A 17,179-nucleotide genomic window follows, 5' to 3' on the forward strand; every position below is an offset into this window, starting at 1 on the left:
ATGACGCGCTCAGGCCATGCCTAGCAGGCCCTCGCAAAGGCGCGGCGACTTCAACTTCTGCAGCCACCACTTCAACGCCTCGCCGGGCGCCTCCGCCCGCCACGCATACGCCACATGCTCGGTCAGCGACATCCCCTCATCGGTATCGCAGACCACCAGCACGCCCTGCGCCAGGTAGGGCGCGGCCAGCGTCAACGGCAGGTAGCCGCAGCCCAACCCGCGAATCTGGGCCTCGATCTTGGCCTGCATCGTGGGCATCACCAGCGTCGGCTGCTCTGCCAGGATGCCGCGCGACTGCGGCGGCAGGTTGCGCGAGGTATCGGCCACCACCACCGCGCAGTAGCGCGTGATGTCGGCGCGGCTCAGCGGCTGCGGCAGCGATGCGAGCGGGTGATGCGCCGCCACGCAGAAGCCGAATTGCGCCTGTCCCATCGTCTGTGAGCGGTAGGGGCCGGTCGGCTCGCCGGCCGCTCCCGCGCCGATCACGAGGTCGGCGCGGTTCGAGGTCAACGCATCCCAGTTGCCGCTCAGCACCTCGGTCGAAAAGCGCAGGGTCGTCGCGCTGCCCAGCGCCTGGAATTCCTCGACCAGGTCGTACAGCGGCCGCCAGGGCAGCACCGCGCTTACCGCGATGCGCAGCTCCACCTCCCAGCCGGTGGCGATGCGCTTGACCCGGCAGGCCAGGTCGTCGAGCGACTGCAGCACGTGGCGGCCGTCCTTGAGCAGCGCCTCGCCGGCCGGCGTCAGCAGCGCCCGGTGCCCGGAGCGGTCGAACAGCAGCACGTCCAGCCCGTCCTCCAGCTTGCGGATGGCGTAGGTCACGGCGGAGGGCACCTTGTCCAGCTCGCGCGCCGCCTTGGCAAAGCTGCCGTGGCGCGCGATCGCATCCACAAGGACGAGCAATTCGGGGGTGATCGGCTGCATGGGGAAGTTCCGGGCAATATCGTTCAAAAAAATTGAATGGTTTCTTCAAATCATAGCGTCAAATCGGCGCGCGAGTACGCGCACAATGTCACTCATGCCGGTCGAGCAGCCAGCGCCAAGCGAAAAAAGTCAGGCGCCGGCCCAAGCGAAACCATTCACATATTTGAAACAGGAGTCACCATGCTTACCATCCGCCGTAGCGCCGAACGCGGTCACGCCAACCACGGCTGGCTCGATTCGTTCCACACCTTCTCGTTCGCCAACTACTACGATCCCGCCCACATGGGCTTCGGCGCGCTGCGCGTGATCAACGACGACCGCATCGCCGCCGGCCGCGGCTTCGGCACCCACGGCCATCGCGACATGGAGATCATCACCTACGTGCTGGACGGCGCCATTGCGCACAAGGACAGCATGGGCAGCGGCTCCACCATCCAGCCCGGCAACGTGCAGCGGATGAGCGCCGGCCGCGGCGTGATGCACTCCGAGTTCAACCCGCGCGCCGACAAGGAAACGCACATGCTGCAGATCTGGATCGAGCCGAACGTCACGGGCATCGCGCCGGAGTATGAAGAAAAGGCCTTCACCGACGCCCAAAAGCGCGGCCGTCTGCAAGCCCTGGTGTCGGGCGACGGCGTCGACGGCTCGATGACGATCCATCAGGACGTGCGGCTCTATGCCGGCCTGTTCGACGGCGACGAGTCGGCCTCGCTGGAACTGGCCCCCGGCCGCCGCGCCTGGGTGCACGTGGCCCGCGGCAGCCTGACGGTCAACGGCGTGGCGCTGGCGGCCGGCGACGCGGTCGCCATCAGCGATGAAACGCGGGTGGCGCTGTCCGGCGGCGACAACGCCGAAGTGCTGGTGTTCGATCTGGCTTGAGGCCGGCAGCCGGGTGGATCGCCGATCCGCCCGGCCTTAACATGGCCCCGAGACGGCCAACCTACAGGAGTATTCCCATGTCCACTTTGTCCCAAGCCGGCGACAGCCAGATCGAAACCGTGGTGGTGCCGCGCAGCAGCGACCTGGGCGGCTTCGAAGTCCGGCGCGCGCTGCCCTCGGCGCAGCGCCGCACCGTCGGCCCGTTCGTCTTCCTGGACCACATGGGCCCGGTTGAATTCACGGCCGGCTCGGGCATCGACGTGCGCCCGCATCCGCACATCGGCCTGTCCACCGTCACCTATCTGTACGAAGGCTCGATGGTGCATCGCGACGGCGCCGGCAATACCCAGACCATCCTGCCCGGCGAGGTGAACTGGATGACGGCCGGCCGCGGCATCGTGCACTCCGAACGCTCCTCGCCCGAAAGCCGCCAGGCCGCGCAGCGCCTGGCCGGCCTGCAGATCTGGGTCGGCCTGCCCAAGGCCCACGAGGAAACCGATCCCGGTTTCACCCACTATGGCCTGGACGCCCAGCCGGTGGTCGAGGGCGAGGGGGTGCGCGCGCAGGTCGTGGCCGGCTCGCTGTTCGGCAAGACCTCGGCCGTCAAGACCCACTCGCCGCTGTTCTATGGCGACATGCAGTTGCGCGCCGGCGCCGTCACCGTGCTGCCCGCGGAACACGAAGAGCGCGCCGCCTACCTGGCGATCGGCTCGGTCGAGATCGATGGCCAAGTGTTCGAGAGCGGCCGCCTGATCGTTTTCGCCCCGGGCCGTCCGGTGCAGATCCGCGCCTGTACCGACGCGCGTTTCGCGGTGCTCGGTGGCGAGCCGCTGGAAGGCCCGCGCTTCCTCTGGTGGAATTTCGTCTCTAGCAGCAAGGACCGCATCGAGCAGGCCAAGGAAGACTGGCAGCGCAACCGCTTCGGCCAGACCGTGCCGGGCGACGAGACCGAGTTCATTCCGCTGCCGCCGCCGCGGGCTTGACGCGCCCGATCGGAGCGCCGGGCGGCATGCGCCTGGCGGCTCCGGCCGGTTCGCCGTCTATCCTGCTTTCAACAACTCGAACGCCTCGCCCTTGAACACGCGCGCGGGACCACCCCGTGCCACCTCGTGGTGGAATTGGCGCCGCCGGGCCCGCTCCGTGGCATGCGCGGCCTGCTCATGTTGGGCCAGCCGATGCGCGATCAGCAGCGCGGCGATGCGCTTGTTGGCATGCTGGCTGCGTTCGGACTGCACCTTCACGCTGATGCCCGTCGCCACGTGCGTCGCGCGCACCGCGGATTCCGTCTTGTTGACGTGCTGGCCGCCCGGCCCGGATGCGCGCGTCGTTTCGAAGCGTATTTCCGTGTCCTGGTGGATGGCCGGCGGGTCGCAACGCAACGCGCCGATGAACCAGTTCTTGCGCGGGTGGCCAGGGCGATAGGGGCTGGGGCAGATCCACTGGATCGATCCCTCCCAGCACGCGGCCAGGCCGGCCGCGCCCGGACCATCGAGGGCCAGCAGCACCGAGCGATAGGTGCCGACTCGGGCGCCGGTCTCCAGTTCGAGGATATCGATGCCAACGCCACGGGCCTCGGCCTCGCGCAACAGGTAGGCGAGGGCCTTGGCGACCGCCAGGCAGCACTCATCGGGGCCCTGGGCCGCGGATAACTGTAGCAGCATCATCAGCAGCACTCCCCCCGGGTCTTGTAGGTCAACACCGGGCGCAGCCTGGCCAGCACCGTCAGCAGGCCCGCCTGTTGCAGGCTGGCGATGATGCTGTCCACGGGTTTGTACGCTTCCGGCGCTTCCTCATAGATCAGTTGCTTGTCCTGGCAGATGACATGGCTGCCCAACCGGGTCTTGCTCAGTTGCGCGGGACTGTAGCGCTTGAACAGCCGGTCCTTGCACTCGCTGCGCATCCACTTGCGGCCCGCGCCGTGCGCCAGCGAGAACAGGCTGGCCTCGCTGGCGATCGGCGCCACCAGATAGCTGAAGTCGCCGCGCGAACCGGGGATGATGACCGGCCCGCCGTCGGACGGGGTCGCGCCCTTGCGGTGCAGCCAGCCCGCTTCTCCGGCGATGACGGCGGGGGTTACCAGGTTGTGGTCGACGTCCAGTACCTGGTCGCCATCCACGCCCCAGCGTGCCAGCATGCGGCGCGCAATGAGGTGGCGATTGGCCTGCGCGAATCGCAACGCGTCGTCGTGTTGCGCCAGGTAATCCCGGCATGCGGCGCTGTCCTGCTCGAGGCCGTCATGGCCATGGCGACGGACGTGTTCCTCCAGGATCGAGCGGCCCAGGCCCCGCGAACCGCTGTGCACCAGCAGCAGCAGCTTTTTCTCGTCGATGCGCAAGGCCGCCAATGCCTGCGCATCGTGGATTTCGTCGATGCACTGCAGCTCGGCGAAGTGGTTGCCGCTGCCGATGGTGCCCAGCGCCTGCCGATGGCCGACGCCGGCGGGCGCCAGTTCCGACACCAGCGCCTGCCACGAGTCGTCCAGCGGTTCGTCGATGTTGCGCAGCCGCTTGTCGAGCTTGTCCGGCGCGACTTTGCGGCTTTCGAGATGCGTCGACCAGAGCGCCATGCCGCAGCCGATGTCGCCGCCGATCAAGGCCGGATACAGGCGGCCGAGCGAGAAGAACGCGGCGCCCACTGGATAGCCGCGTCCTGGATGCAGGTCCGGCATGCCCGCGACGTGGCGCATGCCGGCGAGCCTGGCGGTGGTATGGAGTTGTTGGATCGCGTTGCCTTCGATCCAGGTGTCGTCCGAGGCGATCAATGTGACGCGCTCGGACAGTGCTTGAATGCAATTGCCCATGGAAATTCCAGATCAGGTCATGAGGAGGGCCGCTCTCATTGCGATACGAATGAGAGACCCTGTCAGGCAGGTCCGGGCCTGGGCAATGCGAATGGTCTGCCGCGAAGATGCGGCAAGGAAATTCGAACGTGCTAGACGCGGCCTGCAACGGGGGAAGTCTGTTGTTGCATGGTGCTTTCCTCCTGTGCAGTACGGTGTGTGGGGGCAGGGCGGCGCATCGGGCGCGGCGCCTCGGGGCCGGCGAAGCCGCGACGCAATCAAGGCGCCGCTTGCCGGGAAGTCCGCACTGTATCACCGATCGCGGCGGATTGATCGGCGCACGTGCGAAGAACCGCGATTTCGTTCGTCATGGCGTCTGAATTGCGCCACACAGTATGATGCGCATCCCTAACGTGATAACAATCGGGATGGAGACATCATGCAACGCTTTACCCTGAACGTGCTGCGCGGCCTGGCCGCGCTGGCGCTGATCCATGGCGCCGCTGCCGCCCAGGCCGCCGGCTATCCGGCCAAGCCCATCGTGTTCATCGTGCCGTACACCGCCGGCGGCACCACCGACCTGGTGGCGCGCACGGCCGGCGCGAAGGTCGCCGAGAAGCTGGGCCAGCCGGTCATCGTCGAGAACCGTCCGGGCGCCGGCGGCAACATCGGCATGGACGCCGTGGCCAAGGCCGCGCCGGACGGCTACACCATTGGCTTCGGCGCCATCTCCACCAATGCGCTGAATCCCTTCGTCTATCCGTCGATGCCGTTCGATCCGACCAAGGACTTCACCGGCATCAGCATGCTGGGCGCGTCCTCGGTGGTGCTGGAGACCGGCCCGTCGCTCAAGGCGGGCAGCGTCAAGGATCTGGTGGCCTACGCCAAGCAGCATCCGGGCACCGCCTTTGGCACGCCGGGCACCGGCACCTCGATGCACCTGGCCGGCGTCATGTTCGACCAGCTCACCGGCGCCGGCATGCAGCACATTCCCTACAAGGGCAGCGCGCAGGCGCTGAACGACCTGCTGGGCGGCCATCTGCCGATCCTGTTCGATAACCTGCCGGCCTCGCTGCCGCACATCAAGTCGGGCAAGGTCCACGCGCTGGCGGTTACCGGCAGCAAGCGCGCGCCTGCCTTGCCGGACGTGCCGACGCTGGCCGAGCTGGGCTATGGCGGGGCGGTGGTGGATCCGTGGTTCGCCGTCTATGGCCCGGCCAGGATGCCGGCGGAAATCACCAACGCGTTGAGCGAAGCCTTCCAGGCCGCGCTGGCGATGCCGGACGTCAAGGACAAGCTGGAGCAGGCCGGTTTCATGCCCTATGGCTCGACGCCGGCGGAGGTGGAGCGCCTGACCCGCAGCCAGTACGAGTCGTTCAAGGCGCTGTCGCAGAAAGTGAAACTGTCGGCCGACTGATCGGCCGTCGAGGGCGCGGGCCGCGCCGCCGGCCGGAGCCGCCGCAATCGCCGGTTCGTCGCGTGCCGCGCCCGTGCCCGGGCGCGGCCCGTGGATCAGCGCCCGCGCGCGAAGACCTGCTCGCGTTGCTCCACCAGCGCTTCGCGGCGGATGAAGTCGCGCACGAAGTCGTCGGTCGGGTGGTGGTGCAGGTTGTAGGGCGTGTCCCACTGGGCGATGCGCCCGGATGCCATGACGCCGATGCGGTCGGCGATGGCGAAGGCCTCGGCCTGGTTGTGGGTCACCAGGATGGCAGTGTGGCCCGTGGTCTTCAGGATCTCGCGCACCTCGAAGGCGAGGCGCTCGCGGGTGTCGACGTCCAGGTTCGAGAACGGCTCGTCCAGCAGCAGCAGGTCGGGCGAGGGCGCCAGGGCCCGCGCCAGCGCCACGCGCTGCTGCTGCCCGCCGGAGATCTCGTGCGGATAGCTGTTGGCGGCATGCGCCAGGCCGACCAGCGCCAGCATTTCCTCGACGCGGCGGGTGCGTTCGGCGCGCTCCAGGCGGCGCAGGCCGAAGGCCACGTTCTGCGCCACCGACAGGTGCGGGAACAAGGCGTAGTCCTGGAACATCATGCCGACGCGGCGCTTTTCCGGCGCGACCTGCTCGGAGGGCGAGGAGATGACCGCGCCATCGAGCAGGATACGGCCGGCGCGCACCGGCTCGAAGCCGGCGATGGCGCGCAGCACCGTGGTCTTGCCGCAGCCGGATTCGCCCAGCAGGCAGCCGATGTGGCCGGCCGGCAGGCCCAGCGTCAGGTCCTGCACCACGGGCCGCAGGCCCTTGGGGGTGTCGTAGGCCAGCGAGATGTGATCGAGTTCAAGCAGATCGGGCACGATGTTCAATGTCCCATTTTCAGATTGGTGCGGGCCAGCAGGATGACGGGCAGCAGGCCGGCCAGCACGATCGCCAGCGCGGCGACCGCGCCTTCCTCGTAGGTGCCGCGGGCCGCTTCGGCGTAGAGCCAGGTGGCAAGCGTGTCGAAATTCATGGGCCGCAGCAGGAGCGTGGCCGGCAATTCCTTCATGGCGTCCACGAACACCAGCAGCGCGCTGGCCGCCAGCGCCGGGCGCAGCAGCGGCAGGTGGACGCGGCGCAAGGTGCCCGCCGAGCTTTCGCCCAGCAGCCGCGAGGCCTGTTCCAGCGACGGCGGAATGCGCGCCAGGCCGGCTTCGAGCGCGCCGGTGGAGATGGCCAGGAAGCGGATGGCATAGGCGCACACCAGCGCCGCCATCGAACCCATCAGGAACAGGCCGCCGCCGCCAAAGACCTTGGCCACGGCGGTGTCGATCCAGACGAAGGGGGTGAGCAGGCCGATGGCCAGGACGGTGCCGGGCACGGCGTAGCCCAGGCTGGCGACGCGGGCGCAGGCGCGGCCCGGATTGAAGCCGGCGCTTTCGCGCAGCGTGCGGCCGGCCCAGGCCACGATCAGGCCGCAGAGCAGCGTCACAATGGTGGCGCTGAACGCCACGATCAGCGTGTTGCCCAAGCCGTTGAGCAGTTGGTTGGAAACGCCGCCCACCAGGTGCAGGCGCTTGTAGGTTTCGACCACCAGGTACAGCGCCGGCGCCACGAAGCCGATGATCACGGGAATCCAGCCCAGCACCGCCGCCAGCACGGCGGCCGCGCCGCGCAGCCGCCGCGGCTGCATCGGCCGCATGCGTTGCGTGTTGGCGTAGCGCTGGCGCTTGCGGCCATGGCGTTCGAGCAGGATCAGGCCGATCACGATGGCCAGCATGGTCAGCGCGATCTGCGCCGCGCCGGCAAGGTCCGAGCGCGTGACCCAGGTGGTGTAGACGGAGACGGTCAGCGTCTGCACGCCCAGGAATTCGGACGCGCCGATGTCGTTCAGGGTTTCCAGCAGCGCCAGGCTGACGCCCACCACGATGGCCGGACGGGCCAGCGGCAGCGCCACCCGGAAGAACACGCCATAGCGGCCCGCGCCCAGCGTGCGCGCCGCTTCCAGCAGGCTGGCCGCCTGTGTCATGAACATGACGCGGGTGCTCAGGTAGACATAGGGATACAGCACGAAGCCCAGCACGAAGATCGCGCCCTGTATCGAGCGCAGGTCCGGCAGCCGGAACTGGCGCGGGCTGTCGTAGCCCAGCAGCGCGCGGATGGCGCTCTGGATCGGGCCGATCGGGTGCAGCAGGTCGAGATAGGCGAAGGCGATGATGTAGGTCGGCACCGCCAGCGGCAGCAGCAACGCCCAGGTCAAGGTGCGCCGCGAGGGGAATTCGTAAGCCGTCACCAGCCAGGCCGAGCCGGTGCCCAGCAGGGTCACCAGCACGCCGACGCCAGCCAGCAGCGCGGCGGTGTTGGCCAGCGCCTGCGGCAACACGTAGGTGGCCAGGTGGCGCCAGTGCGACAGATCGCCGCCCAGCGCCCACCAGACCAGGGTCAGCACCGGCGCCAGCACCGCCAGGCCGATCAGGGCGGCGCCGGCCAGCCAGCCGGCGCCGCGTTCAGTCCAGCGCAAACGCAGTGGCCGGGGCAGGGAATCTGTATGCATGCTTCACAAGAGTTACTGCGGGGAAGGCGCTGCGCGGGCGGCGCCTGTAGTAGCGTCAAGGCCTGCCGTCGCGCGTCCCGGGAGTTTTCCGGGCGAGCAAGGGCAGGCCTGAGAGCCGCGAGACGGCGCCAGGGGGCGCCGCCTTGCCGCGTTTAGTTGTCGAAACCGACCTTGTCCACCAGCTCGCTGGCTTGCTTGCGGTACTTGGCGATCTCGGTCAGGGGCAGGGGATCGACCTTCAGTTCGCCGAAGCTGGCGATGACCGGGTCGAGCTTGACGCCCTTGCGCACCGGGTACTCGTAGTTGGCCTGCGCGTACAGGGCCTGCGCCGGCTCGGACACCAGGAAGTCCAGCAGCTTGATGGCGTTGGCCTTGTTGGGCGCGTGGGCCGCCACGGCCGCGCCGCTGACGTTCACGTGGGTGCCGCCGCTCTTTTCGTTGGCGAAGGTCGGGCGGACCACCTTGATGGCGTCGCCCCACTTGCGGGCGTCGGTGCCGGGTTCGGCGTTCTTCATGTGGCCGACGTAGTAGGCGTTGGCCAGGCCGATGTCGCAGATGCCGCCCAGGATGTCGCGGGCCACGTCGCGGTCGCCGCCGGCGGCCTTGCGGGCCAGGTTGGCCTTGACGCCGCGCAGCCACTTCTCGGTGGCCTCGGCGCCGTCATGGGCGATCATGGAGGCGACCATGGCGGTGTTGTAGGGGTGCTGGCCCGAGCGGATGCAGACCTTGCCCTTCCATTTCGGGTCGGCCAGGTCTTCGTAGCGGAAGGATTCCAGCTTCAGGTCCTTTTCGACGTACAGCACGCGGTCGCGCAGCGACAGGGCGTACCATTTGCCATCGGCGCCGCGCAGGTTGGCGGGGATGACGGATTCCAGCGTCTGCGACTTGATCGACTGCGTCACGCCGCCGTCCACCAGGTCGAGCAGGTTGCCGATGTCGACCGTCATGAGCACGTCGGCGGGCGACTTGGCGCCTTCGGCCTTGACGCGCTCGAGCAGGCCGTCCTTGACGAACACGGTGTTGACCTTGATGCCGCTTTCCTTGGTGAAGGCGTCCAGCAGCGGCTGGATCAGCTTCGGTTCCCGGGTGGTGTAGAGGCTGACTTCCTCGGCCGCGTGGGCCGGGACGGCGAAGGCGGCGGCGCCGGCCAGGGCCAGGGCGCGCAGCAGGGTGGTCATTTGGGGACGCTTGGACATAGGGACTCCGGCAAAGCGGTCTGCTAACGAAAATGATTATCAAGTCAGAGCGGGACGATAACAGGAAGTTTTATCGTATTCAACTCAATGTAAGACTGCGCATAAGACCCTTGATCCCCATCAATACGGCATAAGGGTATTACGGAATAATGAGAGCAATTATCATCAAGTCCCTGTAGAATAGGGACAACCCTAATGCCGGGCGCGTCCTTTGTGCGCCATGGCGAACCCCTCGCGGAACGAGCCGAGGCCGTCGCGGTTTCCCGTCGACCCCTGGTCCCGCCCTTACTAGATACGACATGGCTGCTTTCAATACCGAGCGCGTGCTGAGCGTGCACCACTGGAACGACACCCTGTTCTCCTTCACCACCACGCGTGACGCGGCCCTGCGGTTCCACAACGGCCACTTCGTCATGATCGGCCTGGAAGTCGAAGGCAAGCCGCTGCTGCGGGCGTACAGCATCGCCAGCGCCAATTACGAAGAGAACCTCGAATTCCTCAGCATCAAGGTGCAGAACGGTCCGCTGACCTCGCGCCTGCAGCATCTGAAGGAAGGCGACACCATCCTGGTGAGCCGCAAGCCGGTCGGCACGCTGGTGGTCGACGACCTCAAGCCGGGCAAGCACCTGTTCCTGTTCGGCACCGGCACGGGCCTGGCGCCCTTCATGAGCATCATCAAGGATCCGGACGTCTACGAACGCTTCGACAAGGTCATTCTGGTGCATGGCGTGCGCTGGGTCAGCGAGCTGGCCTACGCCGACTTCATCGAGAACGAACTGCCCAACAACGAGTTCTTCGGCGACGTGGTGCGCGAAAAGCTGGTCTATTACCCGACCGTCACGCGCGAGCCGTTCCGCAACCAGGGCCGCATCACCGAACTGATGGAAAGCGGCAAGCTGTGCGAAGACATCGGCATTCCCCAGATCAACCCCGAAACCGATCGCGCCATGATTTGCGGCAGCCCGCACATGCTGGCCGACATCAGCGCCATGTTGGACAAGCGTGGTTTCGTGGTGTCGCCGGGCGTGGGCCAGCCGGGCGACTACGTGGTCGAGCGCGCCTTCGTCGACAAATAAGTCGCGCTTCATCCGCTCCAGCAAAAAGCCCCGTCGCATCTGCGACGGGGCTTTTTGTTTCTGCGGGATAGGCGCCAGCAGGGCGGCGCGCAGCCGCCCGGGACGGTCATTCCGGCTGGATGCCGGCCTTTTTGATGATGTCGCCCCACTTCTTCGACTCGGCCTGCTGGAACTGCGCCAGCTCGTCCGGCGTGGAGCTGGCCGGGTCGGTGCCTGTCTGGGCGTAGAACTGCTTGGCCGGCGCGCTCTGCGTGGCCTTGACCAGCAGTTCGTTCAGGCGCTTGACGACGTCGGGCGGGGTGCCGGCCGGCGCATAGGCCGCGAACCAGTAGCCCATCTCGTAGCCCGGCACGCCGGATTCGGCGATGGTGGGCACGTCCGGCGCCAGCGGCGAGCGTGCCTGGCCGGTCACGCCCAGGGCCCGCAGCTTGCCCGACTTGACCTGGGGGAGCCCGGTGGCGGTGTCGGTGATCATCATGTCGATCTGGCCGCCGAGCAGGTCGGTGACGGCCAGCGGGTTGCTCTTGTAGGGCACGTGCAGCAACTGTACGCCGGCCATCTGCTGCAGCAGTTCCCCGGCGATGCGGCTGCTGGAGCTGCCGCTGCCGAAGCTCAGCTTGCCGGGCGACTGGCGCGCCTGCGCCAGGAAGTCGCCGACCGACTTGGCGGTCGAATTGGGGTTGACCACCATGATCTGGCCGCCCTTGCCGAGCAGCGAGATCGGCGCGTAGTCCTTGACCGGCTGGTAGGTTAGCGTCTTGTACAGGTGCTCGTTGGCGGCGTGGGTGGTGTTGGTGGTGATGAGCACGGTGTAGCCGTCGGGCGCGGCGCGGGCCGCGGCGGCGGCGCCGATCATGGCGCTGGCGCCGGGCTTGTTCTCGATCACCACGGCCTGGCCGGTCTGTTCGGTGACGCCCTGGCCGATGGCGCGGCCGATCTGGTCGGTGGCGCTGCCGGCGGCGAACGGCACGATGAAGGTGATGGGCTTGGTCGGAAAGCCGTTGGCGGCGGCGCCCTGGGCCAGGGCGGTCAGCGGCATGGCGGCCAGCAGCAGGGCCAGCCGGCCCTTGAGGGTAAAGCGCATGATGTGTCTCCTGTCGTGTGTTGTGTGTGTTGTTGTCGTGGTGGTGCGGCGGGGTCAGGCGGGGGCGGGACGGTCCTCCGGAGTGTCGGGCAGGCGGGCGGCCAGCGCCGCGCTGACCGGCACCGTCATGTCCAGCAGGCGGAAAGACAGGCTCTTGCCGTGCGCGTCCAGGTTGAGCGCGTCGTTGACCCCGCCGTCCAGCACGCCTTCGAGCACGAAGTTCATGGCGTGCAGGGTCGGCAGCAGGTAGCGGGTGACGCGGGCCGGCTGGCGATAGGCGAACCAGGCGGCCACGCGCGCTTCGGTCACCTGCGCGGCCAGCACTTCATAGCATTCGGGGTCCCAGGCGATCAGGCTGAGGTTGGAGGTGTCGCCTTTGTCGCCGGAGCGGCTGTGCGCCAGGCGGTACAGGGGGACGGTCATCGACGGGGTGTTCATTGCGGGATCTCGTCCAGGAAGCGCCAGCCGCTGGGCACGGCATCGCGGGGGATGGTGCAGGACACCATGTTCAGGCGCGGGCGCAGCGCCGTGCGCACGCCGCCGCCGCCGGCCGGGCCGCAGGTGTAGAGCGCGGTGACTTCGCGCAGCACGCGTTCGGCGATGGCGCGATCGGTGTGCTCGCCGGCGATCCGCAGGCGCACATCGCGGGCATGTCCGGCCGCCTGGCCCTGCCGCAAGGCGCCGGCGTCGTTGTCCAGGATGCTGATGGCGCCGATGAGGTCGGCGCGCAGGCGCAGCGCCGGGCCGATGCGTTGGCGCACGATGTCGGCGGCGAGCCGGGCGCGCGCCTCGGCCTGCACGCCGGCGTAGGAAATCTCGGCCTCGGCCAGCCAGCCGCCGTGGTGGCAGACGTTGACCTTCAGTTCCGCGGGGCGCGCGTGGCCGGTGATGCCACGCACGGCGACGCGGTCGGGGTCCAATTCCTCGACCCGCGCCTGGCTGAGGTCGGCGGTCACGTCGGGCGTCAGGTAGCGGGCCGGGTCGTGCACTTCGTACAGCAACTGTTCCTTGACCGTGCGGGCGTTCACCGCGCCGCCGGTGTCGGCGGCCTTGCCGATGACGAACTCGCCGTCGGCGTCGATCTCGGCGATGGGAAAGCCGGCGGCATGCACGTCCGGCACTTCCTTCAGGCCGGGCACGCAGAAATAGCCGCCGGTGACCTGCAGGCCGCATTCGAGCATGTGGCCGGCCATGGTGGCGCGGCCCAGGCGCGGCCAGTCTTGCGCGTCCCAGCCGAAATGGGCCAGCGCCGGGCCCAGCGTCAGCGACGGATCGGCGACGCGGCCGGCGACCACGATCTGCGCGCCGGCGGCCAGCGCCTGCGCGATCTCGCTGGCGCCCAGGTACGCGGTGGCGCTGACCACCTCGACCCCGTCGAGCGCCGCGCCCAGGCGTTGCCGCAGCAGGTCGCGCTGTGCCGGTGTGTCCAGCGCGTCGCCATGGATCACGGCGATGCGCGGCGCCGGCAGGCCCTGCTGCGCCGCCAGTTCGGCAATGCGGCGCGCCGCGCCCACCGGGTTGGCGGCGCCAAAGTTGCTGACGATGGCGATGCCGTGGCGCAGGCAGTCGGCCAGTACCGGCGCCACCAGTTCGTCCAGCAGCGGCTCGTAGCCGCGGCGCGGGTCGGCATTGCGCGCCAGTTGCGCCAGCGCCAGGGTGCGCTCGGCCAGCGTTTCGAAGATCAGCGTGCCGCCGCCCCGGGCAGCCAGCGTACGCACCACGGCGGCGGCGCCGTCGCTGCGATCGCCGGAGAAGCCGGAGGCGCAACCGATGAGCAGGGGAGAGGAAGGCATAAAAGTCGCGTGAGGGAAGCCGGAGCCCACTATAGGCAGCGTCCGATCATCCGTAAAATAGAAATATCGGATCAATTAATCCAAAAAAGCCATGAATCTATCCGCCCGGCAATTGCGCGCTTTCGTGGCCCTGGCCGAAGAAAGGCACTTCACCCGCGCCGCCCAGCGCTGCCATCTGACGCAGCCGGCCTTCAGCGCGTTGATCCGGCAATTGGAAGACAGCGCCGGCCTGCGGCTGTTCGACCGCAACACCCGCAATGTGGAGCTGACGGCCGAAGGGCGCGTGCTGGACGCGTCGGCGCGCCGCCTGCTGGCCGATATGGACCTGGTGATGGAAGACCTGCGCGATCACGCCGCCCGCCGTCGCGGCCGGGTGGCGCTCGCCGCGCTGCCGTCGCTGGCGGCGGGCTGGCTGCCGCCGCTGCTGGCGCGGTTCCGCGAGCAGCATCCGGGCATCGCGGTGGACCTGCGCGACGCCTTGCTCGATCCGTGCCTGGACATGGTGCGCGACGGCCAGGTGGACTTCGCGGTGGCGTCGCGACGCCCGGACATGAGCGACCTGGACAGCGAGTTCCTGCACGCCGATCGCTATTTCCTGGTGTGCCGCGCCGATCATCCGCTGGCAACGCAGGCGCGGGTGCGCCTGCGCGACGTGGCGCGTCATGCGGTGATCCAGTTGGCGCGCAACAGCAGCGTGCGCAAGCATCTGGACGCGGCCTTCGGCGCCGACGCGCCGCCGCCGGTGTTCGAGGTCGAGCACCTGGCCACGGTCACCGGGCTGGTGCGCGCCGGCCTGGGCGTGGCGGTGGTGCCGGCGATGACGCTGTTCCACTTCGGCGGCACGGACCTGCGCATCGTGCCGCTGGCGGGCAAGGCGCTGCTGCGGCCGCTGTATCTGGTGTGGCGCCAGGGCCGCAGCCTGCCGCTGGCGGCGCAGGCGCTGTACGACCTGCTGTGGGCGAGCCGGGCGGAGATCGGCGGCCCGCCCCTGGCGGACCGCCGTTGACGCCGGGCGGGCAGGGCGCCAGGCGGGGCAAGCGGCGCTAGGCCGTCAGCTTGCCGCGAGCCAGCGCCAGCAGTTCGTCGGGATGTTCGGCGATGCGCGTGCGGGCGGCGTCGGCGCGTTCGGTGCGGGCCTGGGTCTGGACGGCGGTTTCCAGCGTGCCTTCCTGGAAGGTGAAGTGACGGGCGATGTCGGCCAGCGCATTGGCATGGACCGCCATGTCCGCGTGGGCCGCCACGATCGGCACGCCATTGTGTTCGCCGATCTTGACCAGTACCTGCCCGACCGCCATGTGCTCGGCTTCCGCGCGCGCCAGGTCATTGGCGTCCGGACCATGCGGGTCGACGAAGGCGTTGTCGACGGAGACCAGGTACATGGCGGGGGACGCGGCGTCCAGCTTGGTGGTGACCGAGATGACGCCGGCATCGGTGACCGCTTCGCCCGCGTTCAGGCGCCTGAGCAACTCGGTGTTGTGGTCGTTGGCGGCCAGGGTGCGGGCATACACCTTGGGCTCGCCCGACGGCGTGGGGGGCGTCAGCACCCGCAGTTCCAGACCGGCGATCAGTTTCTCGCGGGATATGTCGCGGGCATCGTGGATGTCGCGCGGGGGGCGGGATTCTCCCGTCCTGAGCGGCGCGTCGCCGCGTAGCGCCTGGTTGAAATCGCGACCGTTGAACGGGGGCGGCACGTGGTTGTCGTCCACGCTGCCGCCATCGGTCTGCGCCTGCTGGTACATCCACATGGCCAGATCCGCCTCCGGCGGCATCTGGTCGGCCACGCTCTTGGGCACGCCGAGGCTGGTCGCGGTCTCGCTGGCGCGTTGCTGGTGGAAGCGGACCGCCGCCTGGGCATCGCCCTGGAAGGGTTGCGCCGAGGGGCGTTTGAAGCTGTGGTCGCCTAGATAGGCGTAGACCTCTTTGGCGCGCTCGGGGGCGACGGTCGGCAAGGGCGGCGAGGCCGTGCCGGTCTGCCCGAACAGGGCCGAGACCGCGTTGACGAGGGCGTCGACCGCGATGCGCAGCAGGCCGGGGCCTTGCGAGGATGGCGTGGCGGGACTGGGCGGCGTGCGGTGGCCCTGGGTGCCGGCGGTCGAATGGCCGCGTGAACGCTGGATGCCGCCCGTGGTGGTGCCCGTGCCGCCAGTGCCACGAGTGCCACGGGTGCCCCCGGTGCCTCCGGTGCGTCCGGTACCCCCCGGCGGAATGGATGACGAGCTGTAGCGCCGCATCTGGATGTGGGTGCCCACCGGCCGGGAGCGGTTACTCAAGGTCTGGCGCCGCATGAACGACGAGACGATTTGTCTCTGGGTGCGGTTGGTGACCACACGTCTGGCGGAGTCCGCGATTTTGGGGGTTTGGCTGGTCAGGAGTCGGGAAATGCTTTGCATGGCGGGTCTCCCGGGGTCAGGCGCGCAGGACGCCGGGCGCCTGGCCGAACGGCTCCGCGCTGGCGGCGGCGGTGGCCACGGGCAGGGCGTCGCGATAGGCATCGAGCGCCTTGCCCGCCAGCACGGCGAAATTGCCCAGGACGTTCTGGAAACTGGTTTCGTCCATGCCCGGCAGGTCCACGACCCAGCGGTACAGCACGACCTGTTCCTGCGGCTCCAGCGCGAAGGCGCCCGGCAGCAGATCCGGGTCGCAATTGAGCTGCAGGACGTTGCGCAGCAGGGTCGGGTGGACGTCGGCATCCAGGGCGTCGACCTGGACCGCCAGGATGAACACCTCGCTGTTCTCGGGCGGGTGGGCCAGGATGATGGCTTCCGGGAACGGGGATATGCTCAAGACCGTGATGCCGGTCTGTTCGAATTCGTCCGAGTCTTGCGCGCCGGTGGCCTGGCGAATCCAATCCTTGAGGGTGACGCGATAGTCCTGGGCCATGATGTTTTCCTTGGGTGGGAATGCCGGTGGGCGATGCCGGGGCGGTCCGCATTGCGTTTTTCCGTCCCGAAGTGTGGGTAACATGGACGGTTCGGGGGTTCCCTGGCATAGAGCCTTTCGCAAAACCCTATTGCCGATTAAAATCCGATAGTTGTAGCTATCCGTCACCAGAAGGATTCCGCCCATGAGCAAGCAAATCATCCATACCGACGCCGCGCCCGCCGCCGTTGGCCCTTACTCGCAAGCGGTTGCCGTCACTGGCACCAAGACCGTCTACCTTTCGGGCCAGATCGGCCTCGAGCCCGGCACCGGCGACCTGGTCTCCGAGAATTTCGATGCGCAGGTGCGCCAGGCCTTCGCCAACATGACGGCCGTGGTCGAAGCGGCCGGCGGCACGCTGGACAATGTGGTCAAGCTGACGCTGTTCCTGACCGACCTGGGCAAGTTCACCGCCGCCAACGCCATCATGGCCGAACTCATTCCGCAGCCGTTCCCGGCCCGTTCGACGGTCGGCGTGGCCAGCCTGCCCAAGGGCGCGCAGTTCGAGGTCGAGGCCGTCCTGGTCCTGTAACGCCCGCCCACGCGCGTTTTCCCCCGGGGTTT

At 68.4% G+C, this 17,179-nt stretch carries 17 protein-coding genes; 6 read left to right on the forward strand and 11 right to left on the reverse strand.

The features are described from left to right. Positions 1-9 precede the first annotated feature (9 nt). The gene (locus AAID08_RS13280; protein ID WP_054502628.1) at positions 10-924 is read right to left on the reverse strand and encodes a LysR family transcriptional regulator; all 915 of its coding nucleotides are present in this window, start codon (positions 922-924) and stop codon (positions 10-12) included. Between the two features lie 180 nt (positions 925-1,104). On the opposite strand from AAID08_RS13280, the gene AAID08_RS13285 reads away from it, so the two are divergent. Both AAID08_RS13285 and AAID08_RS13290 read left to right on the forward strand, forming a co-directional pair. Next, positions 1,105-1,803 carry a pirin family protein gene (locus tag AAID08_RS13285; RefSeq protein WP_054502627.1) on the forward strand — a complete coding sequence of 233 codons (699 nt, stop codon included), beginning with the start codon at positions 1,105-1,107 and terminating at the stop codon, positions 1,801-1,803. A gap of 77 nt (positions 1,804-1,880) precedes the next feature. Beyond that, the gene (locus tag AAID08_RS13290) at positions 1,881-2,786 is read left to right on the forward strand and encodes a pirin family protein (RefSeq protein WP_054502626.1); all 906 of its coding nucleotides are present in this window, start codon (positions 1,881-1,883) and stop codon (positions 2,784-2,786) included. A 57-nt stretch (positions 2,787-2,843) separates the two neighbouring features. Here AAID08_RS13290 and prfH read toward each other — a convergent pair whose 3' ends face one another. Together prfH and AAID08_RS13300 are read right to left on the reverse strand one after the other, a co-directional pair. Then, positions 2,844-3,467: a peptide chain release factor H gene (gene prfH / locus AAID08_RS13295; RefSeq protein ID WP_395757732.1), complete on the reverse strand. Its 624-nt coding sequence runs from the start codon at positions 3,465-3,467 to the stop codon at positions 2,844-2,846. Further along, positions 3,467-4,603, reverse strand: a complete 1,137-nt coding sequence (locus tag AAID08_RS13300; protein ID WP_395757733.1) for an RNA ligase RtcB family protein — start codon at positions 4,601-4,603, stop codon at positions 3,467-3,469. The genes prfH and AAID08_RS13300 overlap by 1 nt, the downstream gene beginning before the upstream one ends. Before the next feature lie 418 nt (positions 4,604-5,021). Here AAID08_RS13300 and AAID08_RS13305 point away from each other — a divergent pair, with 418 nt between their 5' ends. After that, positions 5,022-5,999, forward strand: coding sequence for a Bug family tripartite tricarboxylate transporter substrate binding protein (locus tag AAID08_RS13305; protein ID WP_395757734.1), 978 nt, complete (start codon positions 5,022-5,024; stop codon positions 5,997-5,999). A 95-nt stretch (positions 6,000-6,094) separates the two neighbouring features. Here AAID08_RS13305 and AAID08_RS13310 read toward each other — a convergent pair whose 3' ends face one another. The 3 genes from AAID08_RS13310 to AAID08_RS13320 all read right to left on the reverse strand — a co-directional run bounded on the left by AAID08_RS13310 (position 6,095) and on the right by AAID08_RS13320 (position 9,743). After that, complete coding sequence (locus tag AAID08_RS13310) at positions 6,095-6,871, reverse strand: ABC transporter ATP-binding protein (protein WP_175167345.1); 777 nt, start codon at positions 6,869-6,871, stop codon at positions 6,095-6,097. A 5-nt stretch (positions 6,872-6,876) separates the two neighbouring features. Then, entirely contained in the window at positions 6,877-8,547 is a 1,671-nt protein-coding gene (locus AAID08_RS13315; RefSeq protein ID WP_064522972.1) for an iron ABC transporter permease, read from the reverse strand. A 152-nt stretch (positions 8,548-8,699) separates the two neighbouring features. Next, on the reverse strand, positions 8,700-9,743 hold the full coding sequence (locus AAID08_RS13320; protein ID WP_006388240.1) for a Fe(3+) ABC transporter substrate-binding protein: 1,044 nt from the start codon (positions 9,741-9,743) through the stop codon (positions 8,700-8,702). Between the two features lie 299 nt (positions 9,744-10,042). Here AAID08_RS13320 and AAID08_RS13325 point away from each other — a divergent pair, with 299 nt between their 5' ends. Next, positions 10,043-10,819, forward strand: coding sequence for a ferredoxin--NADP reductase (locus tag AAID08_RS13325; protein WP_026383518.1), 777 nt, complete (start codon positions 10,043-10,045; stop codon positions 10,817-10,819). Between the two features lie 106 nt (positions 10,820-10,925). On the opposite strand, the gene AAID08_RS13330 is transcribed toward AAID08_RS13325, so the two are convergent. The 3 genes from AAID08_RS13330 to AAID08_RS13340 are packed head-to-tail and all read right to left on the reverse strand — an operon-like array spanning position 10,926 to position 13,696. Continuing rightward, the gene (locus AAID08_RS13330) at positions 10,926-11,903 is read right to left on the reverse strand and encodes a tripartite tricarboxylate transporter substrate binding protein (protein ID WP_064522970.1); all 978 of its coding nucleotides are present in this window, start codon (positions 11,901-11,903) and stop codon (positions 10,926-10,928) included. A 54-nt stretch (positions 11,904-11,957) separates the two neighbouring features. Beyond that, positions 11,958-12,341: a hypothetical protein gene (locus AAID08_RS13335; protein ID WP_395757735.1), complete on the reverse strand. Its 384-nt coding sequence runs from the start codon at positions 12,339-12,341 to the stop codon at positions 11,958-11,960. Next, on the reverse strand, positions 12,338-13,696 hold the full coding sequence (locus AAID08_RS13340) for an acyclic terpene utilization AtuA family protein (RefSeq protein ID WP_144655035.1): 1,359 nt from the start codon (positions 13,694-13,696) through the stop codon (positions 12,338-12,340). Before AAID08_RS13340 ends, AAID08_RS13335 begins: the two co-directional genes overlap by 4 nt. 91 nt (positions 13,697-13,787) lie before the next feature. Between AAID08_RS13340 and AAID08_RS13345 the strand changes: the two genes are divergently transcribed. Beyond that, positions 13,788-14,702 (forward strand): LysR family transcriptional regulator, encoded by a 915-nt coding sequence (locus AAID08_RS13345; RefSeq protein ID WP_054495535.1) that lies wholly within the window; start codon positions 13,788-13,790, stop codon positions 14,700-14,702. Between the two features lie 37 nt (positions 14,703-14,739). Here the strand turns inward: AAID08_RS13345 and AAID08_RS13350 are convergent, their stop codons facing one another. Beyond that, entirely contained in the window at positions 14,740-15,966 is a 1,227-nt protein-coding gene (locus AAID08_RS13350; protein ID WP_395757736.1) for a hypothetical protein, read from the reverse strand. Positions 15,967-16,102: 136 nt separating this feature from the next. After that, positions 16,103-16,576 (reverse strand): YbjN domain-containing protein, encoded by a 474-nt coding sequence (locus AAID08_RS13355; RefSeq protein WP_269873894.1) that lies wholly within the window; start codon positions 16,574-16,576, stop codon positions 16,103-16,105. 184 nt (positions 16,577-16,760) lie between these two features. Here AAID08_RS13355 and AAID08_RS13360 point away from each other — a divergent pair, with 184 nt between their 5' ends. Further along, positions 16,761-17,147 (forward strand): Rid family detoxifying hydrolase, encoded by a 387-nt coding sequence (locus tag AAID08_RS13360; protein WP_054502616.1) that lies wholly within the window; start codon positions 16,761-16,763, stop codon positions 17,145-17,147. Positions 17,148-17,179: the final 32 nt, after the last annotated feature.

This window comes from Achromobacter sp. EB05 (assembly GCF_044232075.1).
GTDB lineage: Bacteria > Pseudomonadota > Gammaproteobacteria > Burkholderiales > Burkholderiaceae_B > Achromobacter > Achromobacter dolens.

Excerpts from the sequence above, each read along its gene's own strand:
- AAID08_RS13280 (WP_054502628.1), bottom strand. The coding sequence starts at position 924 with ATGCAGCCGATCACCCCCGAATTGCTCGTCCTTGTGGATGCGATCGCG.
- AAID08_RS13285 (WP_054502627.1), top strand. The coding sequence starts at position 1,105 with ATGCTTACCATCCGCCGTAGCGCCGAACGCGGTCACGCCAACCACGGC.
- AAID08_RS13290 (WP_054502626.1), top strand. The coding sequence starts at position 1,881 with ATGTCCACTTTGTCCCAAGCCGGCGACAGCCAGATCGAAACCGTGGTG.
- prfH (WP_395757732.1), bottom strand. The coding sequence starts at position 3,467 with ATGATGCTGCTACAGTTATCCGCGGCCCAGGGCCCCGATGAGTGCTGC.
- AAID08_RS13300 (WP_395757733.1), bottom strand. The coding sequence starts at position 4,603 with ATGGGCAATTGCATTCAAGCACTGTCCGAGCGCGTCACATTGATCGCC.
- AAID08_RS13305 (WP_395757734.1), top strand. The coding sequence starts at position 5,022 with ATGCAACGCTTTACCCTGAACGTGCTGCGCGGCCTGGCCGCGCTGGCG.
- AAID08_RS13315 (WP_064522972.1), bottom strand. The coding sequence starts at position 8,547 with ATGCATACAGATTCCCTGCCCCGGCCACTGCGTTTGCGCTGGACTGAA.
- AAID08_RS13320 (WP_006388240.1), bottom strand. The coding sequence starts at position 9,743 with ATGTCCAAGCGTCCCCAAATGACCACCCTGCTGCGCGCCCTGGCCCTG.
- AAID08_RS13325 (WP_026383518.1), top strand. The coding sequence starts at position 10,043 with ATGGCTGCTTTCAATACCGAGCGCGTGCTGAGCGTGCACCACTGGAAC.
- AAID08_RS13330 (WP_064522970.1), bottom strand. The coding sequence starts at position 11,903 with ATGCGCTTTACCCTCAAGGGCCGGCTGGCCCTGCTGCTGGCCGCCATG.
- AAID08_RS13335 (WP_395757735.1), bottom strand. The coding sequence starts at position 12,341 with ATGAACACCCCGTCGATGACCGTCCCCCTGTACCGCCTGGCGCACAGC.
- AAID08_RS13340 (WP_144655035.1), bottom strand. The coding sequence starts at position 13,696 with ATGCCTTCCTCTCCCCTGCTCATCGGTTGCGCCTCCGGCTTCTCCGGC.
- AAID08_RS13345 (WP_054495535.1), top strand. The coding sequence starts at position 13,788 with ATGAATCTATCCGCCCGGCAATTGCGCGCTTTCGTGGCCCTGGCCGAA.
- AAID08_RS13355 (WP_269873894.1), bottom strand. The coding sequence starts at position 16,576 with ATGGCCCAGGACTATCGCGTCACCCTCAAGGATTGGATTCGCCAGGCC.
- AAID08_RS13360 (WP_054502616.1), top strand. The coding sequence starts at position 16,761 with ATGAGCAAGCAAATCATCCATACCGACGCCGCGCCCGCCGCCGTTGGC.